The 25,324-nt window shown below is 43.2% G+C and carries 27 protein-coding genes and 1 tRNA gene; 16 read left to right on the top strand and 12 right to left on the bottom strand.

Annotation, left to right across the window (positions count from 1 at the left end; all coding sequences use genetic code 11):
* On the top strand, positions 1-358 hold a 358-nt coding region (locus tag Q0C19_RS03065; RefSeq protein ID WP_295052704.1), incomplete at its 5' end, for a dephospho-CoA kinase.
* Between the two features lie 32 nt (positions 359-390).
* Positions 391-1,140 carry a diaminopimelate epimerase gene (gene dapF / locus Q0C19_RS03070; protein ID WP_295052705.1) on the top strand — a complete coding sequence of 250 codons (750 nt, stop codon included), beginning with the start codon at positions 391-393 and terminating at the stop codon, positions 1,138-1,140.
* On the opposite strand, the gene prfA is transcribed toward dapF, so the two are convergent.
* Both prfA and rpsT read right to left on the bottom strand, forming a co-directional pair.
* A complete protein-coding gene (gene prfA, locus Q0C19_RS03075) occupies positions 1,135-2,202 on the bottom strand; it encodes a peptide chain release factor 1 (RefSeq protein ID WP_295052707.1) in 1,068 nt (355 codons plus the stop codon). The two genes, dapF and prfA, sit on opposite strands and share 6 nt — an antisense overlap.
* 67 nt (positions 2,203-2,269) lie before the next feature.
* Positions 2,270-2,536: a 30S ribosomal protein S20 gene (gene rpsT, locus Q0C19_RS03080; RefSeq protein ID WP_295052709.1), complete on the bottom strand. Its 267-nt coding sequence runs from the start codon at positions 2,534-2,536 to the stop codon at positions 2,270-2,272.
* Between the two features lie 126 nt (positions 2,537-2,662).
* On the opposite strand from rpsT, the gene glmM reads away from it, so the two are divergent.
* The 7 genes from glmM (at position 2,663) to rplT (ending at position 7,787) form a co-directional block, all read left to right on the top strand.
* Positions 2,663-4,003 carry a phosphoglucosamine mutase gene (glmM, locus tag Q0C19_RS03085; RefSeq protein WP_295052711.1) on the top strand — a complete coding sequence of 447 codons (1,341 nt, stop codon included), beginning with the start codon at positions 2,663-2,665 and terminating at the stop codon, positions 4,001-4,003.
* A complete protein-coding gene (gene lspA, locus Q0C19_RS03090) occupies positions 3,996-4,439 on the top strand; it encodes a signal peptidase II (RefSeq protein ID WP_295052713.1) in 444 nt (147 codons plus the stop codon). The genes glmM and lspA overlap by 8 nt, the downstream gene beginning before the upstream one ends.
* Before the next feature lie 53 nt (positions 4,440-4,492).
* Positions 4,493-4,568, top strand: a tRNA-Val gene (locus tag Q0C19_RS03095).
* A 106-nt stretch (positions 4,569-4,674) separates the two neighbouring features.
* A complete protein-coding gene (gene thrS, locus Q0C19_RS03100) occupies positions 4,675-6,483 on the top strand; it encodes a threonine--tRNA ligase (protein ID WP_295052715.1) in 1,809 nt (602 codons plus the stop codon).
* A complete protein-coding gene (gene infC / locus Q0C19_RS03105) occupies positions 6,483-7,010 on the top strand; it encodes a translation initiation factor IF-3 (protein ID WP_294895530.1) in 528 nt (175 codons plus the stop codon). The genes thrS and infC overlap by 1 nt, the downstream gene beginning before the upstream one ends.
* 134 nt (positions 7,011-7,144) lie before the next feature.
* Complete coding sequence (gene rpmI / locus Q0C19_RS03110) at positions 7,145-7,339, top strand: 50S ribosomal protein L35 (RefSeq protein ID WP_295052717.1); 195 nt, start codon at positions 7,145-7,147, stop codon at positions 7,337-7,339.
* A gap of 94 nt (positions 7,340-7,433) precedes the next feature.
* Positions 7,434-7,787, top strand: a complete 354-nt coding sequence (gene rplT / locus Q0C19_RS03115; protein WP_295052720.1) for a 50S ribosomal protein L20 — start codon at positions 7,434-7,436, stop codon at positions 7,785-7,787.
* Positions 7,788-7,882: 95 nt separating this feature from the next.
* On the opposite strand, the gene Q0C19_RS03120 is transcribed toward rplT, so the two are convergent.
* From Q0C19_RS03120 to rsmA, 4 genes are all read right to left on the bottom strand, one after another.
* Positions 7,883-8,128, bottom strand: coding sequence for a hypothetical protein (locus Q0C19_RS03120; protein ID WP_295052721.1), 246 nt, complete (start codon positions 8,126-8,128; stop codon positions 7,883-7,885).
* Complete coding sequence (thyX, locus tag Q0C19_RS03125) at positions 8,125-8,751, bottom strand: FAD-dependent thymidylate synthase (RefSeq protein ID WP_295052723.1); 627 nt, start codon at positions 8,749-8,751, stop codon at positions 8,125-8,127. Before thyX ends, Q0C19_RS03120 begins: the two co-directional genes overlap by 4 nt.
* Before the next feature lie 83 nt (positions 8,752-8,834).
* Complete coding sequence (locus tag Q0C19_RS03130; protein WP_295052725.1) at positions 8,835-10,961, bottom strand: RNase J family beta-CASP ribonuclease; 2,127 nt, start codon at positions 10,959-10,961, stop codon at positions 8,835-8,837.
* A 71-nt stretch (positions 10,962-11,032) separates the two neighbouring features.
* On the bottom strand, positions 11,033-11,812 hold the full coding sequence (rsmA, locus tag Q0C19_RS03135) for a 16S rRNA (adenine(1518)-N(6)/adenine(1519)-N(6))-dimethyltransferase RsmA (protein WP_295052727.1): 780 nt from the start codon (positions 11,810-11,812) through the stop codon (positions 11,033-11,035).
* Positions 11,813-11,968: 156 nt separating this feature from the next.
* On the opposite strand from rsmA, the gene hisF reads away from it, so the two are divergent.
* Genes hisF through rlmN form a run of 3 tightly spaced genes read left to right on the top strand, consistent with a single transcriptional unit; the run spans position 11,969 to position 14,320 of the window.
* A complete protein-coding gene (hisF, locus tag Q0C19_RS03140; RefSeq protein WP_295052730.1) occupies positions 11,969-12,730 on the top strand; it encodes an imidazole glycerol phosphate synthase subunit HisF in 762 nt (253 codons plus the stop codon).
* A complete protein-coding gene (locus Q0C19_RS03145) occupies positions 12,727-13,263 on the top strand; it encodes a purine-nucleoside phosphorylase (RefSeq protein ID WP_295052732.1) in 537 nt (178 codons plus the stop codon). Before hisF ends, Q0C19_RS03145 begins: the two co-directional genes overlap by 4 nt.
* On the top strand, positions 13,256-14,320 hold the full coding sequence (gene rlmN, locus Q0C19_RS03150) for a 23S rRNA (adenine(2503)-C(2))-methyltransferase RlmN (protein WP_295052734.1): 1,065 nt from the start codon (positions 13,256-13,258) through the stop codon (positions 14,318-14,320). The genes Q0C19_RS03145 and rlmN overlap by 8 nt, the downstream gene beginning before the upstream one ends.
* 169 nt (positions 14,321-14,489) lie before the next feature.
* Here rlmN and Q0C19_RS03155 read toward each other — a convergent pair whose 3' ends face one another.
* Both Q0C19_RS03155 and Q0C19_RS03160 read right to left on the bottom strand, forming a co-directional pair.
* A complete protein-coding gene (locus Q0C19_RS03155; RefSeq protein ID WP_295052735.1) occupies positions 14,490-15,185 on the bottom strand; it encodes an outer membrane protein OmpK in 696 nt (231 codons plus the stop codon).
* Complete coding sequence (locus tag Q0C19_RS03160; protein ID WP_295052737.1) at positions 15,163-16,002, bottom strand: M23 family metallopeptidase; 840 nt, start codon at positions 16,000-16,002, stop codon at positions 15,163-15,165. Before Q0C19_RS03160 ends, Q0C19_RS03155 begins: the two co-directional genes overlap by 23 nt.
* A gap of 127 nt (positions 16,003-16,129) precedes the next feature.
* Between Q0C19_RS03160 and Q0C19_RS03165 the strand changes: the two genes are divergently transcribed.
* The 4 genes from Q0C19_RS03165 (at position 16,130) to Q0C19_RS03180 (ending at position 21,079) form a co-directional block, all read left to right on the top strand.
* Positions 16,130-17,029 carry a hypothetical protein gene (locus Q0C19_RS03165; protein ID WP_295052739.1) on the top strand — a complete coding sequence of 300 codons (900 nt, stop codon included), beginning with the start codon at positions 16,130-16,132 and terminating at the stop codon, positions 17,027-17,029.
* Positions 17,026-19,485 carry a GGDEF domain-containing protein gene (locus tag Q0C19_RS03170; protein ID WP_295052741.1) on the top strand — a complete coding sequence of 820 codons (2,460 nt, stop codon included), beginning with the start codon at positions 17,026-17,028 and terminating at the stop codon, positions 19,483-19,485. Before Q0C19_RS03165 ends, Q0C19_RS03170 begins: the two co-directional genes overlap by 4 nt.
* 2 nt (positions 19,486-19,487) lie before the next feature.
* A complete protein-coding gene (locus tag Q0C19_RS03175; RefSeq protein WP_295052743.1) occupies positions 19,488-20,708 on the top strand; it encodes an HDOD domain-containing protein in 1,221 nt (406 codons plus the stop codon).
* Positions 20,709-20,863: 155 nt separating this feature from the next.
* The gene (locus Q0C19_RS03180) at positions 20,864-21,079 is read left to right on the top strand and encodes a hypothetical protein (protein ID WP_295052745.1); all 216 of its coding nucleotides are present in this window, start codon (positions 20,864-20,866) and stop codon (positions 21,077-21,079) included.
* 168 nt (positions 21,080-21,247) lie between these two features.
* Here the strand turns inward: Q0C19_RS03180 and Q0C19_RS03185 are convergent, their stop codons facing one another.
* From Q0C19_RS03185 to Q0C19_RS03200, 4 genes are all read right to left on the bottom strand, one after another.
* Positions 21,248-21,601 (bottom strand): DUF1641 domain-containing protein, encoded by a 354-nt coding sequence (locus Q0C19_RS03185; protein ID WP_295052746.1) that lies wholly within the window; start codon positions 21,599-21,601, stop codon positions 21,248-21,250.
* 10 nt (positions 21,602-21,611) lie between these two features.
* Positions 21,612-22,802: an FAD/NAD(P)-binding oxidoreductase gene (locus tag Q0C19_RS03190; RefSeq protein ID WP_295052747.1), complete on the bottom strand. Its 1,191-nt coding sequence runs from the start codon at positions 22,800-22,802 to the stop codon at positions 21,612-21,614.
* A 94-nt stretch (positions 22,803-22,896) separates the two neighbouring features.
* A complete protein-coding gene (locus Q0C19_RS03195; protein WP_295052749.1) occupies positions 22,897-23,580 on the bottom strand; it encodes a response regulator transcription factor in 684 nt (227 codons plus the stop codon).
* 3 nt (positions 23,581-23,583) lie between these two features.
* A complete protein-coding gene (locus Q0C19_RS03200; RefSeq protein ID WP_295052751.1) occupies positions 23,584-25,059 on the bottom strand; it encodes an ATP-binding protein in 1,476 nt (491 codons plus the stop codon).
* Positions 25,060-25,324: the final 265 nt, after the last annotated feature.

The following is a 25,324-nucleotide window of genomic DNA, read 5'->3' on the forward strand; positions in this document are numbered from 1 at the left end:
GGCATTTCTTCATCCGAAAATTCGTGCCGCCATCGAGGAACAAAGCGAAAAACAAGATCGTCTCAAATATCCCTACTTGATCGATATCCCCCTCTTTTTTGAGACGGCTTCGTATCCGATACAAAATTCCGTAGTTGTCTATACCCCCAAAGCGCTTCAGTTGGAACGTTTTATGAAACGTAACGGGTTTTCGCAAGAGGAGTCGCTACGCCGAATCGAGAGCCAAATGGATATAGATGAAAAGCGTTCGCGCGCGACATGGGTGATCGATAACTCCTCCAATCTCAAGCATCTGCAGCGCGAGTGTGAACAGTTTGTCGAGACGATTAAAACACTCTATCCCGCACCTAAGGTATAATTACCTCAATTATTAATCCAAAGGATTATCCCATGCTACAAATTGCCAAATACTGCGCCAGCGGCAACGATTTTGTCATCTTTCATGCTTTTCACGGAGGGGATCGATCCGGACTTGCCCGAACTCTCTGCGATCGTCAAAACGGTATCGGAGCGGATGGGCTAATTGTTATTCTTCCGCATGAGAGCCATGATTTTGAATGGGAGTTTTACAATGCTGACGGTTCTACCGCATCCATGTGCGGAAACGGAAGCCGCGCGTGCGCCCATTATGCGCATCGTTTCGGATTAGCGGACGCGAAGATGGAATTTTTGACGGGTGCAGGGGTAATCAAAGCGAGCGTCGATGGAGATATGGTTCAAAGCGATTTGACCCCTCCGGTCGTTATCAATGATGCAATTTCGGAATATGAGATGACATGGTGGCTTATCAATACGGGTGTTCCTCACCTCGTAACTTTTGATGCCGGTATCGAACATTTTGATATTGCGATGGCGAGAGAGCTTCGTTACAAATACAATGCCAATGTGAATATCGCAGCGATTAATGCGGATGGTAGTATGAGGGTACGAACGTATGAACGCGGGGTAGAAGATGAGACATTAGCCTGCGGAACAGGTATGGCGGCTTGTTTTTATCGTGCTTCTATCGAAGGGTTTGTGGCCGATAATGCCCGTGTCTATCCGAAAAGCGGAGAGACGCTATATTTGGGATTTGATGAGGGGACGATTACCTTCAAAGGGGAAGTCAAAGGGACGTTCGAGACCCTTTGGCGATTATAACCCCGCTCTCTCCATAATCTGTGCTTGCGTATCTGCGATCAACGGTTCGATAATATCGTCCATCAAGCCCCCTTGCATAATCTCTTCGAGACGATAAAGGGTGAGCGTGATACGATGATCTGAGATCCGATTTTGAGGGTAGTTGTAGGTGCGGATACGTCCGCTGCGATCTCCTGTTCCTACTTGATCTTTACGCTCCGACATCTCTTTTTCTTTCGCCTCTTGCATTTGCATATCATAAATACGTGCTTTGAGGATTTGCATCGCCTTATCTTTATTTTTATGTTGGGATTTTTGATCTTGATTGGTGACAACTATGCCGGTTGGGATATGGGTGATTCGTACCGCAGAGTCGGTAGTATTGACACTTTGTCCACCCGAACCGCTTGAGCGCATTACGTCGATTTTCAGATCATTTTCATTGATAATAACTTCGACATCATCGACTTCAGGCATAACCGCGACAGTGATTGCTGAGGTATGAACCCGTCCTTGGGACTCGGTTGCAGGAACACGCTGAACGCGGTGGGTTCCTGCCTCATATTTGAGCCGTGAATAAACCTGCTCCCCTTTGATGAGGGCGATGATCTCTTTAAATCCTCCCGCATCGGAGGGGCTGGCGCTCATGAGCTCAATCTTCCACCCTTTGACATCGGCGTAACGGACGTATGCGTTAAATAGATCTCCGACAAAAATCGCCGCTTCATCTCCGCCTGTTCCGGCGCGCAGCTCGATATAAATATTTCGTTTATCATTCGGGTCGGCAGGAATAAGAAGTTTTTTGATTTCATCTTCGAGCGGTTCTATCATCGGTTCGAGTGATCTTAGTTCTTCTTTTGCGAGTTCCCCAAGCTCAGCGTCAAAAGCCAGTGATTTATTCTCTTCGATATCATCGAGAAGTTTTTTGTATTCGGTCGCTTTGGTTACAATCGCTTGGATAGAGGATTGCTCTTTGGAGAGATCGGTCATTCGTTTGATGTCATTACCGATATCGGGAGAACTGAGAAGTTCGGTCAATTCGTTATAACGGTTGATAAAAGGGGTTAGTTTGTCGGATAGCATAATGTTAGTCCTAAAGAGAGGCGTTTTGAGAAAATATAGAGAAGGAATTTTGCCCTAGGGGCAAAACTTATGCTGCGATTGCGTTAACAGCGAGGTGAAGACGACTAACTTTACGAGCAGCAGTCTCTTTTTTCAAGACACCTTTGCTGACATATTTATGAAGGTTAGCGTTAGCAATAACGAGAGCAGCTTGTGCTTCTTCTTTATTTCCTGCATCAACTGCAGCGCGGACTGCTTTAACAATGTTTTTAATACGTGTGCGATAGAATCGGTTGCGTTCTGTACGCTTTTCCGTCTGACGGATACGTTTCAATGCTGACTTATGGTTTGCCATGGCATTTATCCTTGTCGAATTTTTTTTAGGGTAGAATACTACCTTAAAGATAATTAAATTTAAGTTAAATTTTATGGACTATCTCTCGAAAGAGTAAAAATGATGGTAAAAAGGAAATAAATAACAATGAAACTCTTTGGAACTGATGGGGTTCGCGGCGAAGCGGGCTCATTTTTAACGGCAGAATTGGCGATGCGCGTAGCAATGGCAGCAGGAATTTATTTCGGGGCACATGCTAGAACGAAAAAAATCTTATTGGGCAAAGACACCCGAAAAAGCGGCTACATGATCGAAAACGCGATTGTAAGCGGTCTGACGGCAGTGGGTTACGATGTGGTACAAATCGGTCCGATGCCGACACCGGCAATCGCATTTTTAACATTGAATATGCGCTGTGACGCTGGAATTATGATTTCGGCAAGCCACAACCCTTTTGAAGACAACGGAATTAAATTTTTCGATGCACAAGGAAATAAGCTCTCCGAAGAGATTGAAGCGCAGATTGAAGCAATTGCCCATGACAGAGCGCGTTTAGAAGAGGGGCATGTTACGGGGAAAAATATCGGCTCCGCCAAACGGATCGATGACGTAATCGGTCGCTATATTGTTCAGCTAAAAAATTCGTTCAGTCGTGAATTGACACTTCAAGGGCTACGAATCGTATTGGATACGGCAAACGGAGCAGGATATAAAGTGGGACCGACGGTGCTTGAAGAGTTGGGTGCCGAAGTCATTGTTTTGCATGACAAACCTAACGGATTTAATATCAATGAGGGGTGCGGAGCCCTTCATACCAAAGATCTGCGTGAAGCGGTGAAGCAGTATCGCGCCGATATCGGTTTAGCCCTCGATGGGGATGCCGATCGTCTTGTTGTCGTTGATGAAAACGGTGATGAAGTGGACGGCGATCAGATTCTTGGAGCGCTGGGACTCTTTTTGCATCAAAGCGGGAAGCTTAAAGGTGGCGGAATTGTCTCTACCGTTATGAGCAATCAGGCATTGGAAGATACGATGAATGAGAACGGACTGAAACTTTTCCGATCCAACGTCGGCGATAAATACGTATTGGAAGTAATGCGGGAGAACGGTATTAACTTTGGCGGAGAACAAAGCGGCCATATTATCTTGCACGATTTTGCCAAAACGGGTGACGGATTGGTGAGTGCGTTACAGATTTTGGCATTGCTGCTCACAACAGGTCAAAAGGCGAGTAAAGTGCTTCGCCCGTTTAAACTCTATCCCCAAAAGTTGGTCAATATCAAGGTTAAAATCAAAAAACCGCTTGATCAGATAGAGGGGCTCAATGATGAGCTTGCAAAGATCGAACGTGAACATATGCGCCATCTGATCCGCTATTCGGGGACAGAAAATAAACTTCGTCTTTTATTAGAAGGGAAAGATTCCAAAGTGATGGAAAAAGCGATGGAACAGTTAGTCGCATTTTTTGAGAAGGCATTGAATGCTTAAATCGATAGGCATTTTATTATTGGTTATGGGGAGTGTTTTTTTCATTGACCAAGCGATAAAATCGATTTTTCTGGATGGCTTTCGTCTCTATACCTCCTATATTGATCTAATATTGGTATTCAACAAAGGGGTCGCTTTTTCGATGTTTGCCTTTTTGGAAGGGGCCTTGAAATGGTTACAGCTTGCGTTGTTGGCGGGTGTTATCGGTTACACGCTTTGGTTAAGAAAGTCGTGTTATCTTATTCCTGTCGGTATTATGACGGGTGCGGGGCTTTCCAATGTTGTCGACCGTTTTATTCACGGTGGGGTTGTGGACTATGTTTATTGGCATTACGGATTTAATTTCGCCGTTTTTAACGCCGCTGACGTAATGATCGATATTGCCGTGATCGGATTAATGATTTTGAATTTCCGTCCGCAAACGTGTAGGAGTTAAGTGACTTTTAACTTCCGTGCGGCTATAATTTCATTCTTGCATTAATTTATGATGGTCTTATAGCTCAGTTGGTAGAGCACTACCTCGACAAGGTAGTGGTCACAGGTTCGAGTCCTGTTGGGACCACCATTTCTTTTTAATTTCCCTCAAAAACATCATCATTTTTATTTTTTAATCGTAAACCAATCAACAATCTCGTATAATCCGCGATATTTTCTCAACGAGGGACACCCTTATGGATATTATTGCACTTAAGCATGATGATCAAATAATCGATTTGCAAACAGCAGAAGCACTTGGGATTAGCGGTGAAGAGATCGTTTACGATAACTCTCCCGATTCTCTCGAAGTTCTTCGCCACTCTTGTGCCCACTTGATGGCTGAAGCGATCAAAGCACTCTATACCGATGCTAAATTTTTCGTCGGTCCGACGGTTAAAGAGGGATTCTATTACGATTTTAAAGTCAATGAGACGTTAAACGAAGAAGATCTTAAAACAATCGAGAAAAAAATGCTCGATATTGCCAAGAGCAAAGAGAAGATCACTCGTTATGAAATCACGAAAGAGGAAGCTCGCGCGAAATTTGCAAATGACCATTTGAAACAAGCGGTTATGGATCGTATTCCGAGTGAGACGGTGACGATCTATAAGCAAGGTGAGTTTGAAGATCTTTGCCGAGGACCACATTTACCGAGTGTAGGATTGATCCGTTATTTCAAATTGACCAAAATTTCCGGTGCGTATCTCGGGGGTGATAGCAAAAACGAAATGCTTACCCGTATTTACGGCATCGCATTTGCGGATAAAGAATCTCTCAAAGCGTATCTCGATCAAATGGCAGAAGCTGAAAAACGAGACCATCGTAAAATCGGTGCCGAAATGAAACTCTTTACCTTCCGTGAAGAGGTTGGCGCTGGATTCCCTATTTGGCTTCCGGCAGGAGCGCGTATGCGTTCACGTTTGGAGCAATTGCTTTTCAAAGCACACCGCAAACGCGGGTATGAGCCGGTTCGCGGCCCTGAAATGCTTCGTAGCGATCTATGGAAAGTATCGGGCCACTATCAAAACTACGGTGAAAATATGTATTTCACCCATATTGATGAGCTTGAATTTGGTGTTAAGCCGATGAACTGTGTCGGTCATATCAAAGTGTACGAACATGATTTGCATTCGTATCGTGATTTGCCGCTTAAATATTTCGAATACGGGGTTGTTCACCGTCACGAAATGACGGGAGCGCTTCACGGGTTGTTCCGTGTTCGTGAATTTACCCAAGATGATGCTCATATTTTCTGTACAACCGATCAGATCGAGCAGCAAATCATCGAAGTTGTTGATTTCGTCGATAAAATTATGTCTACGTTTGAATTTAACTACAAAATGATGATTTCGACAAAACCTGAAAAAGCGGTCGGAGATGATGCCGTATGGGAAATCTCGACTAACGCGCTTAAAAATGCAATGGATAAACATAATCTTGCATACGAGATCGATGAGGGGGGCGGAGCGTTTTACGGTCCTAAAATCGATATTAAAATTACCGATGCTATCGGACGTGAATGGCAGTGCGGAACGATCCAGCTCGATTTTAATCTTCCGGCGCGTTTTGAGCTCGAATACAACGGCGAAGAGAACGTTAAAATACAGCCGGTAATGATTCATCGTGCAATTTTAGGTTCTTTTGAGCGATTTGTTGGTATATTGACGGAGCATTACGCTGGGGAGTTCCCGATGTTTATCGCTCCGACGCAGGTTGCAATCGTTCCGATTGCCCCTACGCACGAAGCGTACGCACGTGAATTGGCCGATAAATTGATCGATTTGGGTGCCGATTTTGAGATTTTCGATAAAAACGAGAGTCTTAACAAACGTATCCGTACAGCGGAAAAGGGTCGTGTGCCTATGATCATCGTTTTGGGCGATGAAGAGGTAAACAACAAAAGCATTGCGGTGCGTGATCGCAGATCACGCGAGCAATACAACCTGAGCGAAGAGGAATTCCTCGCAATGGTAAAACAAAAAATTAATGAGGTACATTTTTGATTAAGAAACAAGACCGAGTCCAAATGAACGAGGATATCCGCGTTCCTGAGGTACGTTGTGTAGTAGATGGTGGTGAAGCATTAGGGATCATTACGATCCAAGAGGCTATGGCTAAAGCCAACGAACTGGGGCTTGACCTCGTATTGATCTCTCCGGATGCGAAACCTCCGGTCGCAAAGATCATGGACTACGGTAAGTTTCATTATCAAGAAGAGAAAAAGAAAAAAGAGGCGCGTAAAAAGCAAACCAAAGTTGAGGTCAAAGAGATCAAACTTTCGGTCAAAATTGCTGAAAACGATGTTAGCTATAAAGTAAAACACGCCCGTGAATTCCTCGAAGAGGGAAAACATGTCCATTTCCGTGTATTCTTACGCGGACGTGAGATGGCGCACCCTGAAGCAGCAGTTGCTGTTTTACAGCGTGTTTGGCCGATGGTTGAAGATATCGGTATGATGTATAAAACACCTGCCATGGAAGGGCGCTATTGTAATATGATGATCCATCCGAAAAAAGACGATAAAAAATAAAAGATTCTTCTCCTATTTAGATTCCGAATCGAGTTCGGAATCTAAACTTCCAACGATAACAAAACATCAGTAAAAGCTTTTTTGTGGTATAATCCGCGTCTCGTTTAGAGAATTTTTGCGAAAGGATCAAGCCGATGCCAAAAATGAAATCAGTTAAAGGGGCGGTTAAACGCTTCAAAGTAAAGAAAAACGGCACTGTTAAACGTGGTTCTGCATTCCGTAGTCATATTTTGACTAAACAAGATGCAGGAACTCGTCGCGGGCAAAATGCACCAAAAGTGGTTGCAGCTGTTGATGTTAAAAACATCAAAAAGATGATCGTAGGCTAAACCCTATTAACCCTCCAGCATAACGCTGGGCAAGTCCGCATAGCGGCACCCCGTCATTTATATTTGAAGTGAACCGGGTCAAGAAAGGAAAAAAATGCCAAGAGTAAAAACTGGTGTCGTAAGACGCAGACGTCATAAAAAAGTATTGAAACTCGCACGTGGTTTCTACAGTGCACGCCACAAACATTTCCGTAAAGCGAAAGAGCAACTCGAGCGCTCACTCGTATACGCGTTCCGTGACCGTAAACAGAAAAAACGTGAATTCCGTAAATTGTGGATTATCCGTATTAATGCGGCTTGTCGCCTAAACGGAATGAGCTATTCAGTATTCATGAACGGCCTTAAACGTGCCAACATCGAACTTGATCGCAAAATCCTTGCTGATTTCGCTATGAACGACGCAGCGGCATTTACTGCCCTCACCGTGCAAGCAAAAGCAGCGCTCTAAATAATAGGACCCGAAAGGGTCTTATCTTCTCTCATTTCTTCTTAACTTTTTTAAAATCTCAATCATATTTCTACTATTCCCGAAGGAATACTATTTTATTGCTCGATTTTATACCCTTTATTTTCAAGACATTTTTGACATTCTACGGTGATTGGAGCTTTGGACGCTTCTCCTGCGGCTTTTAGATCATAATAGCGGCACTCTTGAAAATCGGCTTTGATCCGGTCTTCGGTTTTTCCGGCAGGGCAGATCATTCCATTCAGGGAAATTTCTTTTTCAGCGCATCCGCTGATTAAAAGGGTAGCGGCAGTAATAAGGGTAAGGAATAGAATTTTTTTCATGATAGGTGATCCTCTTTGAGTGAATTTTCGAATAAGTAACGATGATCTTCGGGGAGAGATTCATATACCATTTTGGCCAAATCACGAATCTCCCAAAGGGCTGCTTTATCGCTGCGCAGAGAAATAAAATTTTGCAAACTTCGGGCATTGATTGTCCATGTGAGCTCGGTTTTATAGCTCTCTGGGAGACAATATTTGGCCCGATCGTTGCTAATCCCTTCAAGGAGTACGCTGCGGAGGTTTTCAAGGGCTCTGATGCTCATTTCATCAACGATAGAAACACCCGTAAGGACTAAGTACTTGGAGGCGCGTTCCATATCGGTAATACCGTAGGGTGCTTCATCTTTGAGCTCTTTGAGGGTGTAACGGGTACTTTTCACCGATAGGCTTGCCATTCGGTGGCGAGCTAGTTCTTGCAGCAATGCGCGGCTGACCCCTTCGACATAGAAGTTATAGACGATATGTTCCAACGTCGAAGCATGTTTGAATTTATTGCCGACACGATCAATGAGGGCACGGTCAACTTCGCCGCCGTTGTCGCTTTTATCAAAGCTTTGCCAGCATGTGCGGATAGCATCGGAACAAATCACAAGGGGCGTATGGTGCTGTAGGGTTACTTTCATGGTAAATCTTTGTTAGAGTTTGAGAGAGTATAGCGAAGAAGGTATTAAAAAAAGAATGGTATGTAAAGTGCGCTTGGCACACTTTACATTACGAATACGTGAGGGACGATTAACGGGTATTTTTTCATTTTACGGTAAATATGTTTTCGCACAACTTGGCGTAAATCATTCTCTATCGCTTTCGGATTTTCGATAAGTCCCGGTTTGAGGTTGAGAAGGAAGTGCTCCAACACATCTTCCATCTCTTGCGCAAACGCTTTGTCGTTACGGTCAGCGACCAGGCCGAAGCTGGTAACGAGCGGTTTTGAGAGGAGACGTGATTCGGCTGAACTGACTTGCGCAACCAACATGACCATCCCTTCGCTTGCCATTTTTTGACGATCGATAACAATATCGTCTTCAATTTGGTGGTTGTTTTGGTTATCGATGTAGGTTTTACCGGTTTTAACCGTTTTTGCCTTGCGCATCATCTTACTGTTGACTTCGATGGAGTCTCCGTCACTCATCAGAAGAATATTGCGTTCAGGCACACCGCAGGTTATCGCGGTATCTTTGTGCTTCATGATGTGATTGTATTCCCCGTGAACAGGGAGGAAGAATTTTGGGTTGGTAAGGCGAAGCATCAATTTTTGCTCCTCCATACTCGCATGTCCCGATACGTGGATGTCACGGTCGTTAGCGACTCGGGCACCTGCGCGTTGGAGATAGTTGAGCATTCCCGAAATGGATCCCTCATTTCCCGGAATTGCGCGGGCTGAGAGGACGATCATATCGGTCGGTTTGATTTTAATGTGGCGGTGTTCACCAATCGCCATACGGAAAAGGGCTGAGCTCGGTTCTCCCTGACTTCCGGTAGTAACGATCAACACATCTTTATCGCTCATTCGGTTGGCCTCTTCGGCATCGATGAAGATATTTTTCGGAAGTTTGATGTAATCGTACTGCATACACACTTCAAGATTGCGTTCCATAGAGCGGCCGATGACACACACTTTACGGTTGTATTTCATTCCCGCTAAAATTGCCTGATAGACACGGTGAATATTCGAGCTGAAGGTGGACATAATGATACGTCCTTCAGCTTTTGAGAAGATACGGTCAAATCCGGGAGCAACGGTAAGCTCACTCGGTGTCCACTCTTTATTGTACGAATTGGTCGAATCGGAAAGGAGACACAAAACCCCTTTTTCACCGTAATGGGCAAGCCGATGCAAGTCAGCGGTATAGCCATCTACCGGAGTGTGGTCGATTTTGAAGTCACCTGTGTGAATAATGGTTCCTGCTTTGGTCGTGATGGCCAATGATGAAGAGTCGATGATTGAGTGGGTCATGTGCATCCATTCAACTTCGAAATCGTTACCGATTTTGTACGGTACCCGTTTGACAATCGGATTGAAATAGCGACGGAAATCACGCATGTGATGCTCATCGAATTTGTTTCCGATCATTGCTAAGGGAAGCGGTGTCCCGTAAATCGGGAATTGCATCTCTTTAAACAGGTACGGGACGCCGCCGATGTGGTCTTCATGGGCATGGGTAATGATGACGGCTACGATTTTTTTTCGAATTTCGCGTAAGTAGGTGAAATCCGGAACGAGGATATCGACACCGTGCATCTCTTCGTCCGGGAAGCTCATTCCGATATCAATGATGATCGCTTCGTTTTCGGTTTCGATAACGGTGATATTTCCACCGATTTCGCCAAGACCTCCTAATGGAGTGATACGAACTTTTTCATTACTCTCAAGATTGAGTTTGAAATGAGGATTTAGACGATTTTTATGGGCATCTTGATTTTTGAGAACAAAATCGCGAAGATTGTTGTCAATCGGCGTACTCGCAGAGCCGCGACGTCCGCCGCGACCGCGGTCACGACCGGTGCGATTCGGCTCAGCGTCGGTCGCGGTGTTTTCTGCTCCCTCCGGACGATCTGTACGCGGAGGACGGTTATCTTGGCGTGGAGGGCGATTATCAACACGCGGAGGACGGTTGTCTTGGCGCGGAGGGCGATTATCGACACGCGGAGGACGGTTGTCTTGGCGTGGAGGGCGAGTATCTTCGCGAGGCTCAACTGCAGGGCGTTCGGCGGTATTATTCCCCTCAGCTCCTTCCGGACGGTTAGTGTTTCGGCTTCGAAACGGTCGTCGGTTATTTCGGCGTTGACGATTTTCGCCTTGCGGTTGTACTGGCGGAGTTTGTTCATCGGACATGTTGTTTCCTTCTGGACGCTTAAAAGCGTAATGGTTTAGTTATGTTTAGATGCTCTAAAATGCCCTAAAAGTTATTTTATAAGGGTATAGAGCCGGTGAAAGTCAGAAGTGTCAAGCTGATGAGGTCGGATGGAACGTTCCAGTTCAAGCGTCTCGTATGCTTGAATAAGAAGGGTCGCATCATAGCGTGAGGAGAGATTTTTGTGGAGGGTTTTACGGGGCTGTGTAAAGGCCGTTCGTAAAAAGTCTTCAAACCCTTCATCATTACGATTCGTACGTTTAGAAATGAGCAGTACGCACGAATCGACTTTGGGAGCAGGCTCGAATGCGGTAGGGGGAACGTGTATAACAATTTCCGCCTCTCCCACACTCTGCGTAATAACGCTGAGCGCTCCAAAAGCTCTCTCTCCGGGTGCGGCAGAGAATTTCTCCGCCACTTCACGCTGTATCATGACAAGCAAGTTTCGGCACGCCGGATCGGCGAGGGCTTTGAGGATGATATTGGTAGCGATGTAATAGGGCAGATTTGCCACTAAATCGTACGGTTCATCCAAAAGCTCACTCTTCCAATGCTCTAACACATCTCCGCAACGGAGTTCAAGAGTATTGGTACTGATAGCATCGGCAAATTGGTGCTTCAAATGCTTGCACAAGTCGGTATCGACCTCAAAAGCGGTAACACTTTTGACATCAACTAAATACTTAGTTAAATCACCTAATCCAGGCCCGATTTCAGCGATACGATGAGGTGTATCGGGCATCGATTGGATGATTTGGGCTAAAACAGCTTCATCTTTTAGAAAATTCTGGCCAAATTTCTTTTTGGCAATTGCGGCACGGTCTTTTTGCATTGCCTTGATTATACCTGATAAAGTGTTAATCCCCTATTAAATCACAAAAAACTCTGTTTTGGAACGGTTTGAATGAAGTTTATCAATTTGGTTCCTTTATCGTTACTTTTGGTAATCGAAGTTATACTTACGTAACGATAGTAGTTAAGGTAAGTAATGGATAATTTTTTTGCAAAACGGATCATTCCTTGTTTGGATGTGAAAGACGGCCGTGTCGTAAAAGGTGTTAATTTTGTCGGCCTTAAAGATGCGGGAGATCCCGTTGAGGTTGCAAAAAGATACAATGAAGAGGGTGCGGATGAACTGACCTTTCTCGATATTACCGCATCCCACGAAGAGCGTGACACGATTGTCCACATCGTTGAGCAAGTAGCCAAAGAGGTCTTTATCCCTCTTACCGTCGGCGGCGGCATACGGGTTCTTGATGATATTTACAAACTTCTTGCTGTTGGATGTGACAAAGTCAGCATCAATTCTGCAGCGATCAAACGTCCTGAGTTTATCAACGAGGGAGCCAAGCGGTTCGGTTCTCAGTGTATCGTTGTCGCCATCGATGTGAAAAAAACAGGGGATCAATACAACGTCTATCTCAACGGCGGTCGGGTCGATACGGGGATTAATGCTTTTGAGTGGGCAAAAGAGGTTGTGGATCGCGGTGCGGGGGAAATTCTCCTCACTTCGATGGATGCCGATGGTACCAAAGCAGGGTTTGATCTCTCTATTACCGAGCAGATCAGCCGTGCCGTGAATGTTCCCGTTATCGCCAGCGGCGGTGCGGGGACGATGGAGCATATTCGCGAAGCGTTTGAACACGGTGCCGATGCGGCATTGGCGGCAAGTATTTTCCATTACAAAGAGATCGATATTATGGATCTCAAACGCTATCTATCGGCTAACGGGATTCCGGTACGATTATGATTCTTTGCGCCGGTAACAATGAAACGTTTGATTTTGCGATCCCAATCGGTGTAGGGTTGATCGACAGCGCGATCAACCTCACCCGCCATTGTTTGGTTCACAGGCCCGAATTCCTCCTCTTTGTCGGGAGTGCGGGAAGTTATGGTACGCATCAGATTAACGAGATTATCGAATCTAAAACGGCGGCTAACATTGAGTTAGGCTTTTTGGATAAAAGCGCCTATACGCCGATCGATAATGTCGTTTCGGCACAAACGGAAAATATCAAAGATGTTATTGTTAACTCCTCCAACTACATCACGACGAGTGAACGGGCGATGGAGCAAATGAGAGCACTGGGGATGGGGATTGAAAATATGGAGTTTTTTAGCGTAATGCGAGTAGCTCAGGTTTTCGGTATCCCTGCGGGGGGAGTTTTTTGTATTACTAATTATTGCGACGCTAATGCTCACCGCGATTTTATTGCTAATCACGGGTTTGCCAAAGTGCTGTTGCGTGAACATTTGAAAGAAAAAGGGTTAATCCATGGCTGAAAAATGTATTTTGGATTACACCAAAGTAGAACTAGCGAGTATGGTGAAGCCCTCATTCCGTGCCAAACAAATCTGGGGATGGATCTATCACCAATACGCCACCAGTTTCGAAACGATGCAGAATCTTCCCAAAGCGATGCGCGAAGAGCTAGCGTCTCAGTATGAGATTATGCCTCTCAAAATCGCCCGTAAAGAGTGTTCTAGCGACGGGACGATTAAGTATCTTTTTGAGCTGAGCGACGGTAAAACTATCGAGACGGTATGGCTCAAGATGAAAGATGAAAGCATTGATGAGGAAGGGAATATCGAGCATGAAGCCCGCTTTACCGTGTGTGTATCGACGCAGGTAGGGTGCAAAGTCGGCTGCTCATTTTGTCTTACCGCCAAGGGGGGGTTCACCCGCGATCTTAGTGCCGGAGAGATTGTGGCACAGGTTCTTGCCGTTAAGATGGATAATAATCTCGCCTCTCATCGTCGCCTTAACATTGTCTATATGGGGATGGGTGAACCGCTGGACAATTTGGAGAATTTGGGTAAAGCGATTACCATTCTTAAAGATGAAGAGGGGTTGTCGATTTCGGGTAAACGCCAGACGGTATCAACAAGCGGTTTAAGTACGAAGATTGACAAACTTGGAGAGATGGATTTGGGGGTTCATATCGCCATTTCTCTCCATGCGGTCGATGACGAGCTTCGCAGTGAATTGATCCCGATGAACAAAGCCTATAACATCGCTTCGATTATTGATGCAGTGAAGCGGTTCCCGATCGATACCCGTAAACGGGTGATGTTTGAGTATCTTGTCATCAAAAATAAGAATGATGATCTGGTTTCGGCAAAAAAATTGGTCAAACTTCTCCATGGGATCAAAGCCAAAGTCAATTTGATCTATTTTAACCCGTATCCCGGAAGCGATTATCAGCGTCCTACCCGTTCAGACATGGTGGCATTCCAGGAATATCTGATTAAACACGGGGTGCTTTGTACGATCCGAGACTCTAAGGGATTGGATATCAGCGCTGCATGCGGGCAGCTAAAAGAGAAGTCGTTAACTTAGATCGGGTATCCTTTTGCTAAATTAGTTTTGACCGGAAGAATCCGGGCGATTACAAGGGGATAGTATGAGCGGATCGGATTGGTTTCAAGTTATATTTCTAGGTGTGTTTGTCAGTATCAGTGTCGGCGGATTCGTCTGGATAGCTATCAAGAAAGAATGATTTTTTTCTTTACCAAGTATATTTTACCATCGCCTGAAATACATCATTATCGGTATGATAGTTATTTTCGTGGTAGTAGTGCCATTCTGTCCCTATTTCTAATTTCCCCGCTTTAATTTCAAAGGTTGAAGAAAGATCAAAGAGCAGTTGATTTTGACTTAAAAAATCACATGCGGTCCAGTCACTAAACCCTTCAAAATGCCATTTCTCACTGAGCGGTGCATAATAGTTGGCGGAAAGCTGATAGGTAGTCTCTGAGATATTTTGGACTTTTCGGTAGAGATTGAGGCTAAAAATACTAAAACCCGGAATATTTAAGTCCGTACCGACTCCATAGAGCCATGCGTGATAGGTATCCGATCCGTTGTATTGAAACGCCGCATACCACTCTTTGATAAAGGTCTCCGAAGTTCCGATTCCGGTGATCTTATTAAGGCTCAGCCGTGGTGATATCTCCCCGTAGAGGTCATTTTTATCTCCGCTAAAGCGAAGCCCCTCATGCGCATAGACATAATCGGCAAAAGCGAATAAATCCCCGTAATCCCATGTTCGATAATGCTCAACGGTTAGTGTTTGTTTATTGCCGCTTTGGGTATCAAGAAACGTAGCCCCCTCAAACTTTCCGTAGAGATATTGAAGATTGGTCGTAGAAAAAGCACTCATTTGAGTGGCGACAAGAAGACTAGCGAAGAGTAAGCGTTTCATTGGCATCCTTTGGAAAGAGAGCATTGAATTGGGTGATAAGATTGAGAGGATCCGTTTGAATGCCATGTACCATCATGCCAAAATGGAGATGCGGACCGGTAATCCGTCCGGTTGCACCGCTAAGAGCGATTGATTGACCACGTTCAACGCGATCACCGACATGAATATTAAATCGGCTGAGGTGAAAATAGCAGGTATAAATTCCCTCCCCGTGATCAATGATGATGGTTCCTCCTGAATAATAGCGCTCCTGTGCCAGTACAACGATACCGTCATTGGCGGCTAGAATCGGAATCGGGGTACGGGCACGGAAATCGATCCCTCCGTGATAGCTTTTGAGGCTTCCGTTGTAGGTGCGTGCCGAACCGTATTCGCTCGTAATGAACGTGTCAAGCGGTTGAATGAACGGCTTATCCCAATATCTTATGGGGGTAAAATGTCCATATATAGTTTCGGCTTGAGCTTTTTCGGCGGCAATCCTCTCCAGTGCTTCCGGCGGAGGACTCACCAGGGCAGGATCAACACTGAGTGTTTCGGTTGGATAGAGAGCCGTTTGGATGTTGATTGAGAGGGGTTCGTTGTTTCCGGGAGCAACCCAGGTGAGATTGATATCTCCTGTGGGGGTATAGTAGTCAATCGGCAGAATAGCGATTCCTTTGGTTTTATCGGTAGGATGGAGAACGACACTGATATTCCGTTCATTCATGAGAACCGTTCCCGCGGGTGAAGGAAGCGTTATTACGAGGCTTTTGCCGTTAAACCCTTCCCCACCCCAAAGGGTTAAAAATCCAAACCACAAACCTAGCAAAAGACGCATAAAATTTCCTGTTTTTTGAGTAGAAACGGTATTGTAACATTAAGGGCTTTGAAACGTATTTTTGAGAAATTATAAAGAATTATGTGCTACTATGAGAGATATGTTGGTTCAAAAAAAGAGTTATAGCATGAGAAAAGCTCGAGTACTTATTTTTGCAGTGCTGTTTTTGATTGTAGGGGCTGTTGCTACCGGTTACTATTTTAGCCGTCCTTCGGAAGCCGCAAAAATTCATATTTCCAGCAACCCATGGGTTGGCTTTACTCCGTTTATTTATGCCCAAGAGAAGGGGTGGCTCGAGAAGACGCCGTTTCGTTTTTTATGGCTGGTTGACCTTTCAGACAATGCCCGTTTATACGAGAGAGGTTTTACCCAAGGGTTCACTGCGACACAGTATGAGTTACTCCATTTTAAAAATAAAAACACTATCAAGCCCGTATTTTTAATCGATCAATCGTACGGTGCCGATGCCATCGTTTCAAACCGGTCTCTCGAAGAAATTCGTAGTACGAAAGAAAATATAGATGTGTATTTGGAACAAGGATCCTTGAATGACGATTTCTTTGAAGCGTTTGTAGCAGAAAAAGGGTTGACAAGAGTACGTTTTCATAAAATTGATGCCTCACAAAAAAGTATTTCTACCCTCAACAATATGGCTAATCCGGTCGTAATTATCTCCTATCAGCCTTATCTTTCCGGGTTACTGAATAAAGGATTTCATCTCCTTGTCTCTACTCAGACGATGAGAACGTTCTTTGTCATTGATGCTTTATTTGTAAACGATGAGACAATCCATGGGAGAGAGAAAGAATTTGCGAACCTGAAAGAGTTGTTCGCTTTGGGGATTGAGCGATTTCAAAGCGATCCTCATGAGTATTACGAGACAATAAAAGGGTATCTGGAAGGGCAAAGCTATGAAGAATTTATGGCTACTACAACCCAAATCAAGTGGCTTTATCAAAAGCACCCCAAAGAAATTGAAACCCATCTTAATACGCAGCAGGTGAAAACCGATAGGCTTTTGCCGTGAAGCTCCAGCGGTTTAATTTTTTAAATTTAGCTATTTTGTTTTTTGTGATCGGTGTATTGTCGAGCAGTTTTTATACCATTGAGCGAGAGGGAATGCTCCATTACCTTGCTAGTGGAATTAACCAAAGTTTATTTCGGCTGGAAGAAGATTTACAAAGGACTCTGCAACAAGAGCGTTTAGAAAATGTTCAGACATTGCTAGATCAAGGAATTGCGATAGATAGGGGAGTACGGGTACTATCCGTCTCTTTGGACGGACGGACGATAGCCGTTTCTTCCTCTCGGTCTCTAAATGGGAAACTAATTGAGGGACAATATCTTCCTTTGTCCCAGATCACGACAGAACTGGTAGAAGATGAGTCGTTACAGTATGCCAGTGAAGTAAGTTATTATTCGGGAGCAACAAAAAAAAGAGCCGTTTTATTGGTTGATCTGAATAAGGATTACATTTTTGAGCGCTTAAATACAATTGCGATGTTTTACGGTATGGCGCTCTTTTTTGCATTAGGAATTACCGCACTCGGGCTCTTGGGCGGTGTCAGAAGACTTATCATTCAACCGCTCGAGCGGATCGCACAACGTGCACAAAATCAAGATATCGTTGCGGAAAAACATTTGATCGAAGAGCTTTCCATTCTTGATCAGACATTGTGTGACTCGTTTCAGTCGATGCAAAATCAACAAATGCGTTTAAAAGAGGCACTGGATGAATCGTTATATTTGGACGGAATTCTCCGTACGGTTGCCGATATCAATCAGTTGCTCATTACCGCAAAAAACATTGATGAGCTATTAATGAATTCGTGCCGGAGGCTGGCGGAACATCCCGGATATGAGCTGTGCCATATTGCATTGAAAGAGGGAGATACCCTCATACTCCAAGCCTACTCGGATGATCCCACGGGATATTTGAATCCGAAAATGAAGATTCCCTTAGGGAATCAAAGCGATATGACCGATCCTGCCGTCCGAGCGATGAAAGAGACCTCCACGATTATCGTTGAACATTTGGAGTATGAGCATTCCTTCGGCCCTTGGCGGTTTATCGCCGAGAACGGGCTTTATGGTTCGGTCATTTCACTTCCCCTTATCAGCGCTATCGATACTCTCCCTTTGGGGGTCATAACGCTCTATACGAAGCATTCAGAGGGTTTTGAACCTAAAGAGGTCTCGATGCTCGAAGAGTTGGCGGGAGATATCGGATTCGCGGTACGTTCGTTTACTCAGCGTGAAGAATTGCAATACTATCTCACCACCGATTCCAATACCGATTTACCCAATCGGTTTTCGTTGGTTGAATCCCTCGCACGGGACAGTATGTACGGATTGGCCATTATTAATATCGACCGTTTCGGGGATATTAACGAAGTTTACGGCGTGGCGATCGGCGATGCGATTTTATCGCAATACGGTCAGTGGCTCCGGTCGAAAATTATGTCGTGGAAAAATATCGAGCTGTATAAGCTGGGGAGTGACGAATACGCTTTGGTGGCTACCCAATGTAATGATTTGAACCGCTTTGTAACCTTTTTGGAAGATTTGATCGTTACCACACAAAAAGAGGTGTTTATGGTCGAGGGTATAGATATTGTACTCACCATTACGATCGGTGTCGCAAAATCAACCGCACAGGTGCTTGAACATGCTACCGCCGCACTTAAACAGGCCAAGCGTAATCGACATAGTTTGGAGATTTTTTCCAGTGAATCCAAGCAGGAACAGGAGAATAATATCGCTTGGTACAAACGGATTAAAGAGGCAATAGACGAGTCCCGTATCGTCCCCTATTTTCAGCCGATCGTTGATAACGAAAGCGGTAAGATTACCAAATACGAAGCCCTGATACGTCTTATTGATCCGGAAGGGGGGATTGTTTCTCCGTATCAATTTTTAGAAATTGCCAAGAAAACAAAGCTTTATCCGGAACTGACCAAAATTATGATTACGAAAGTGGTGGAATTGTTTAAAGATTCAACTCTTCCGGTCAGTTTGAATCTTTCGACGCAAGATTTGACGAATCCTCATTTGGCCGATTATTTGGAACGCACTATCCATGAGAACGGTGTGGGCCAATTGATGATTTTTGAAATTTTAGAGAGTGAGGGGATTGAAAATTATAGATCCGTGAGTGAGTTTGTCGATCGTTTCAAAGCGATAGGATGTCGTTTTGCTATCGATGATTTTGGCTCAGGATATTCGAATTTCGACCATTTGCTCAAATTGAATATCGATACTTTGAAAATCGACGGATCTTTGATTAAAAATCTCCCGCATCATCGTAATGCACAGATCTTTGTTAAACATATTTGTGATTTTGCCCATGAAATGGGGATTAATGTCATTGCAGAATTTGTCGCCAACGAAGAGATCTTTCATCAGGTTAAAGCGATCGGTATCGATGCGTCACAAGGGTATTATTTTTATGAGCCATCTCCGTTTTTAGTGGATGAACACTAAAAATGGGAAGCAGTTATATCGGTCGTCAGCCTATTGTGAATGAGAAGGGGAGCGTTTTTGCCTATGATCTTCTCTCTTCGGCACAAACTATCAATGAACAAGCAACGGCAACCCTTATAAACAATGTGCAAAGTTCGTTCGGTATTGATAAAATAATCGGCAAGCGGCTGGGATTTGTTCGGATAGACCATCAATTTATTTTCCACGAACTTTTTGATCTGCTTCCCAAAGAGAGAATTGTCTACGCACTGTTGGAAGAGAGTGTGATTGATCAGTCATTATATGAATCTTTAAAAAAACTGGCGATGGACGGGTATTGTTTTGCATTGAACGATTTTTCTTTTTCATCAGAAAATATAGAAAAGTTTTCACCTTTATTTCCGTATTTGAAATATATTAAAATCGATATCCCTCGAAGCAGAGGGATAAAACGTGAGGATGTGGAACATCTTAAAAAGCAAGGGCTGACTCTCATCGGAGCGAAAATCGAATCTCACGATATTCATGCTGAGTGTGTTGCTAAAGGATTTTCATATTTTCAGGGTTATTTTATATCTAAACCCAAAGTGCTTGAAAATCCCTCTTTTTCGCTCGATCAAGAGGCCGTTGTACAATTATGGAATATGCTTCAGACCGATATGGATATTGATCATTTGGTGAGGGCTTTTGAGCTTAATCATATGGTGACCCTAAAATTGATCCGTTTTATCAATTCGGCTGTATTCGCATTGCGCAATCCGGTTTCATCCATTCGCCATGTCCTTACGTTGATGGGGAGAGAACCTCTTGCGCGTTGGATCATGCTCTTGATGTTTTCCGAAGCGCAGGAATCGGATCAAAACAATATTCCGCTGATGCTGATGGTGGTGAATCGAACGGAACTGATGAAACAACTTTTGATACTGATTCAGTCTAACCCGACAGAATCGCAAAAAGCGACTGCCTATTTTGTAGGGATGCTCTCTTTGATTCATCTGTTATTTAATATTCCGCACAGAGAAGCGCTAAGACGACTTAACGTCACCCCTGAAATCGAACGGGCATTATTTGAAGGAGACGGGTTTTACGGGGAGTTGTTAACAATGGTACGTTCCATCGAGATGCTTGATACGGAGAGTATTGAGAAATTTTTACTCAAACATTCTTTAAAACATGAGGCACTGGAACCCATTATCGCTACAGCAATGGAAAAAGTGAATCAGTTTGACGAGGCTATGGGCTAATCGGAAGAATCGGTACCATTTTTCGCATATGCAACGAGTTTGCAACACTTTTAAACTACGATACTTTTATTAATCTAATAGGCTGTTTTTACTATGTGATTGGAACAAGTAATGCTTTTAGAGCACAATAGATATGAAATTAAAAAAGGAAAAAGATGGTTATAGTGAATAGTTCCCTGCAGTCTCCATCACCCATGGAGGCAACGCAAATTGCACGTTCTGCTCTTGAGACAAACGGTTCCGTCAATGATGCGGTTTTAGATTTTAATGCAAAAGAAGTGCAAAAAAATAACAGCAGTTTTCAAGAAAATGCTGCAGTGATAGCGGCACAGATGACAGGAAAAGGGTTGGCTCTGGATATCAGAGGATAGTGTTTTATAATAATTAGAATTAGAGGCAAATGAACAAGGTATATTTTCTAAAACCTGTATAGGTATATCATGAGTTGTGAATCATGCAAATTTAAGGATTTATCTGGAAACAAAAAAGGAAATGTAGGTTTCATACCTATTATTGGCTACGTAAATGTAGCCAATTTATTACAATTGTTTACCAATTCCTTTGGTTAGATTGAGCATAAATGCCAATCCTCTCCTAACTTCTTCATCTTTCATAAGTTTTAAAAGACCAAAAAGAGAAGGTACACTATTTTTCGCTGTTTCGCGTTTAGCAAAACGGACAGCATTTTCAGTGACAAACCCAACTGACGCAAGGTTGTCCACGGTGTTAACCATTTTTTCTACCATTGGTTGAGTCGTCATTTCGATATTATCAGAGATGACCGCCAATAAATCGATTAAATTATCGATACGTCCGGTTTGCACCAACATAATCATTTTATCTTCAATAAGCTGCATCTCTGCACTTTTTGCAATTTGTACTTTATCATTCATGGATTTCCCCTTATAGCATGCCGCGTGCGGCAGCCCAATATAAACCTTTATTAAAGCCTAATCTCATAAAGCTCCCCAACTTGCTGCACGGTGTGGGCTGCACATCTTCTTCATAGTCATACCACAACGGCATACCGCAAGACAATCCCATCTGTGCAACGGCAATAACTTTTCCGTCATATGATTCAGTCGGATATCCATAACGTAGTTCGGCAGCAATATTATCAGCTACGACATCGGTCTGATTGTGGATCGTTCCACCGGCTTTTGAAACTGGTAAATCAACCGTATCGCCCAATGTATACACATTCTTCAATCCAATAACTTTCAACGTCTTTTTATCTGTCGGTAGCCATCCTTCATCATCCATAGCTTTTGAAAGTCCTGAATCTCGAATAACTTTGGCAGCTTTAAATGGAGGAGTTGACATTAAAATATCGAAAGGAATCTCTTCTCCCTCTTCAGAGTATGCAATTTTCTTTGCTGGATCCACTTTAGTGAGGGTAAAACCTGTTCGGTGCTTTACGTTGATGCTGTCAAAAACACTCGGAAGTACTTTAGAGGTGGGCGACTGTAAAAACAATCCATTCTCTACTGCCTGAGCCTTGGTAGGATAGGTATAAATTATCTCAATGTTTTCTCGTACACCGCGCTCAGTTAAATAATCATGCAGCATCATTGTTGTCTCTACAGGAGCAATTCCGCATTGATGGGGAATATTCGGTGTTTTAGGAAAGTTAACCGTTACAAGAACTCTTCCATTCTTGATTTTTGCAAATTTTTCTGCAATCTTTTTAGCACCTTCATATGAATAAAACCAATCTCCACCCTCAACTAGTCCAGGTATACGTTCCGCAGCCACTTCACATCCGGTAGCCAGTACAAGAAAATCATAGTTATAGAGTTTGCCGCTTTTTCCTTTAACATAATTGGCTTTCGTATTGATTTCAACCGCAGGATCAACAAAAAAATCAATCTCTGGCATTAATAAAGAGCGCTGATCGCGTACAAATTCGTGTCCAGCAGCTTTTTGAAATGCTACGTACATCGCACCGGGTCTATAATAGTGATTTTTAGAGTCAGATATCATCACAAGCTCTACTTCTTCACGCTCTATTTCGGGCATTAGTTTTTTTGCAAGATTGTTTGCCGTCATTGTTCCGGCTGTACCGCCGCCAACGATGAGAATTTTCTTCTTCATGCTGTACTCCAGTGTTATAATTATTTTGAACACTGGACGATAACGTAAAAGGATAGGGTAAGGATAAAAAAAGAATAAGGTTAATATAAGAGATTCAAGAAATGGATAAACGGTAGCCTAACCCTTTGAAATTTTCAATCAATTCCGGATACATTTTTTTTCGCAGAGCAACCACTACCATCCTAATCGCATCAGGAGTTGCATTCCCATCCCAAATTGTTTTTTCAATTTGTTCAAAACTGATAATACCGTAACGATTTTTCAGTAAAAGCTCAAGAAACCGCAATTCTTTTTTGGTTAATTTGATTGGTTTTTTATCTTGATACAGCATCATTTCTTGAGCATTATACAGAAACCCTTTTCCTATATCGCTCACAAATGACGTACTATGTTCTTCTGGAAAATGAGAAGCCACCGCAAACAAGAGTTCATCGATATCGATTGGTTTTTTAAGATAAAAATGGACACCAGATTCAATGGCTCGATTGAGATACGGGTTGGTGTTAAATGCCGTCATTACAATACGCATTGTGTTCGTAGAGAGGGTACCGATTTTCTGCAAAAACGTCAGACCGTCCACCTCAGGCATTTGGATATCGGCTATGACAATATTCGACGGCGACGCAATAAATAGTTCAAGTGCTTCCATCGCATCCGAAGCGCTACGAACTTCTTTAAAATAAAGTTGTAATACCCGTACGAGCCATTTTCGTGTGCTGGACTCATCTTCCACTATCAAGATGCTCAAAGTTTGAAGCCGCGTAAGTATCGTTTGCATGAATTAGTGGAGTTCCTTTGATTGCAAATAAATGGTAAATTCAGCACCCTGTTTTTGGTTTGCTACTGTAAGTCTGCCTTGCATATGATGCTCAATAATGATTTTTGACATATACAGACCGATGCCGCTCCCATTTTCGCGTGTACTGAAATAAGGATCAAATATTCGTTCGATATTCGCCTCGTCGATTCCTCCCCCATTATCCGCTATTGAAATGGATATTCCGCTTTTATACGGCTTTAACTTAATATCAATTGCACCATGTTGGCAACCGTTTCGTATAATTGCTGTCATTGCATTTTGTACGATATTTAAAATAACCTGTTGAAACTCATTGGGAAGTCCAAATACGGAGGCTGACATGTTGTTTTCAGCATGTGTTACAATAGAAATACTGTTAGATTTAAGCTCCAAATGGATCAAACGTACTGCGTCTTCAATCCCACCTAAAACGTTAAATTCTTCTTTTTGTTTTGAGGGTCTAAAAAAGGTACTGAAGTCATCGATGGTCTGCGACATATAGCTGAGTTTTTCCATCATTTCTGCTTCAATTTCTTCTAAAAACTCCAGTTGAAATCCATGCACAGAAGTGATATGGCGCATCCCCTGTACAATAATACCCAGAGTATTCAAGGGTTGACGCCATTGATGAGCAATTGAATCGATCATTTCACCCATAGCTGCAAGACGGGATTGATGGCACATTACTTCGTATTGTTCGGTTCTCTTTGCCACTTCGGTTTCCACTTGCCGTTTCAGTTCCTCTTGGTAACGGATGTCTTGCGTTATATCTGAAGTAATCATCAAAATTTCATTACGGCTTTTAAGATAACTCAACGACATACTGGCATTGAGCTGTTCTCCAGATTTAGTGACACACACTTTACGAAAGTTCTGAATACTCCCATGCTTGATTGCATGTTCAACGGCTATTTTGGACGCATCAGCATACTCAGAAGAAGAGAGAGAGATACACGAATGGTGTGCCAGCTCCTCCATCGTGTACCCCATCATTGTTTGAAAAAATCGGTTGGCATACAAAAACATTCCGTTGTGATTGAGAATAGAAATGCCGTTTGCCGCTAAATCAAAGACTGCTTGCAGCTCTTCTTTTTTAGAGACAAGATCATTTAGACTCTCCTGAAGTTGGGATTCAACATCTATAAAACGTGTTATATTTACAAGGTAGACAAGACGAAAATGGGAATTATGAGCCACTTTAGTGTATACGTCAAAACGATTTTTCTTCCAACTGATAGTAGCTACAGATGTTATTCCCAATAAAACTTCTTCGATTTGAGAAAATATTGTTTCTGTAAATAATTCCGAAAAAGTAATTCCTGAAAGGCTATCGGTCAGTTCATATTGAGCAAGAGAGTCTCCATAGATTTCATGGATCGCTCCCTTGCTATCAATAATAAAAATTATCGTATTAGGAGGTGAGAATGTGCATTCAGGAAATAAGGGGTGCAACTTCATGTCAAAGATTTTTTGTTAATTTTTTTCACCTCAAAAAAGAGGTATTTTTTAATGTAATACAGAGCTATCGATGTTGAAATATGAGGTAGCGTTATCAATTCAGACATCTTATATTCCTTGATTTATACGAATGTAAGAATTATACCTTATAACGAAAAGCGGTAAGTTACACTTTGCGTTGTACTAAATGCTTACAATGATGAGATATTATCGCTCGTAATCCAACACGCTTGGCAACTACTTTGCCCAAAAGTCAGTTAGGTAA

The organism is Sulfuricurvum sp., from assembly GCF_023250475.1.
GTDB lineage: Bacteria > Campylobacterota > Campylobacteria > Campylobacterales > Sulfurimonadaceae > Sulfuricurvum.

Coding starts and splice junctions, on each gene's coding strand:
- dapF (WP_295052705.1), top strand. CDS start 391: ATGCTACAAATTGCCAAATACTGCGCCAGCGGCAACGATTTTGTCATC.
- prfA (WP_295052707.1), bottom strand. CDS start 2,202: ATGCTATCCGACAAACTAACCCCTTTTATCAACCGTTATAACGAATTG.
- rpsT (WP_295052709.1), bottom strand. CDS start 2,536: ATGGCAAACCATAAGTCAGCATTGAAACGTATCCGTCAGACGGAAAAG.
- glmM (WP_295052711.1), top strand. CDS start 2,663: ATGAAACTCTTTGGAACTGATGGGGTTCGCGGCGAAGCGGGCTCATTT.
- lspA (WP_295052713.1), top strand. CDS start 3,996: ATGCTTAAATCGATAGGCATTTTATTATTGGTTATGGGGAGTGTTTTT.
- thrS (WP_295052715.1), top strand. CDS start 4,675: ATGGATATTATTGCACTTAAGCATGATGATCAAATAATCGATTTGCAA.
- rpmI (WP_295052717.1), top strand. CDS start 7,145: ATGCCAAAAATGAAATCAGTTAAAGGGGCGGTTAAACGCTTCAAAGTA.
- rplT (WP_295052720.1), top strand. CDS start 7,434: ATGCCAAGAGTAAAAACTGGTGTCGTAAGACGCAGACGTCATAAAAAA.
- Q0C19_RS03120 (WP_295052721.1), bottom strand. CDS start 8,128: ATGAAAAAAATTCTATTCCTTACCCTTATTACTGCCGCTACCCTTTTA.
- thyX (WP_295052723.1), bottom strand. CDS start 8,751: ATGAAAGTAACCCTACAGCACCATACGCCCCTTGTGATTTGTTCCGAT.
- Q0C19_RS03130 (WP_295052725.1), bottom strand. CDS start 10,961: ATGTCCGATGAACAAACTCCGCCAGTACAACCGCAAGGCGAAAATCGT.
- rsmA (WP_295052727.1), bottom strand. CDS start 11,812: ATGCAAAAAGACCGTGCCGCAATTGCCAAAAAGAAATTTGGCCAGAAT.
- hisF (WP_295052730.1), top strand. CDS start 11,969: ATGGATAATTTTTTTGCAAAACGGATCATTCCTTGTTTGGATGTGAAA.
- Q0C19_RS03145 (WP_295052732.1), top strand. CDS start 12,727: ATGATTCTTTGCGCCGGTAACAATGAAACGTTTGATTTTGCGATCCCA.
- rlmN (WP_295052734.1), top strand. CDS start 13,256: ATGGCTGAAAAATGTATTTTGGATTACACCAAAGTAGAACTAGCGAGT.
- Q0C19_RS03155 (WP_295052735.1), bottom strand. CDS start 15,185: ATGAAACGCTTACTCTTCGCTAGTCTTCTTGTCGCCACTCAAATGAGT.
- Q0C19_RS03160 (WP_295052737.1), bottom strand. CDS start 16,002: ATGCGTCTTTTGCTAGGTTTGTGGTTTGGATTTTTAACCCTTTGGGGT.
- Q0C19_RS03165 (WP_295052739.1), top strand. CDS start 16,130: ATGAGAAAAGCTCGAGTACTTATTTTTGCAGTGCTGTTTTTGATTGTA.
- Q0C19_RS03175 (WP_295052743.1), top strand. CDS start 19,488: ATGGGAAGCAGTTATATCGGTCGTCAGCCTATTGTGAATGAGAAGGGG.
- Q0C19_RS03180 (WP_295052745.1), top strand. CDS start 20,864: ATGGTTATAGTGAATAGTTCCCTGCAGTCTCCATCACCCATGGAGGCA.
- Q0C19_RS03185 (WP_295052746.1), bottom strand. CDS start 21,601: ATGAATGATAAAGTACAAATTGCAAAAAGTGCAGAGATGCAGCTTATT.
- Q0C19_RS03190 (WP_295052747.1), bottom strand. CDS start 22,802: ATGAAGAAGAAAATTCTCATCGTTGGCGGCGGTACAGCCGGAACAATG.
- Q0C19_RS03195 (WP_295052749.1), bottom strand. CDS start 23,580: ATGCAAACGATACTTACGCGGCTTCAAACTTTGAGCATCTTGATAGTG.
- Q0C19_RS03200 (WP_295052751.1), bottom strand. CDS start 25,059: ATGAAGTTGCACCCCTTATTTCCTGAATGCACATTCTCACCTCCTAAT.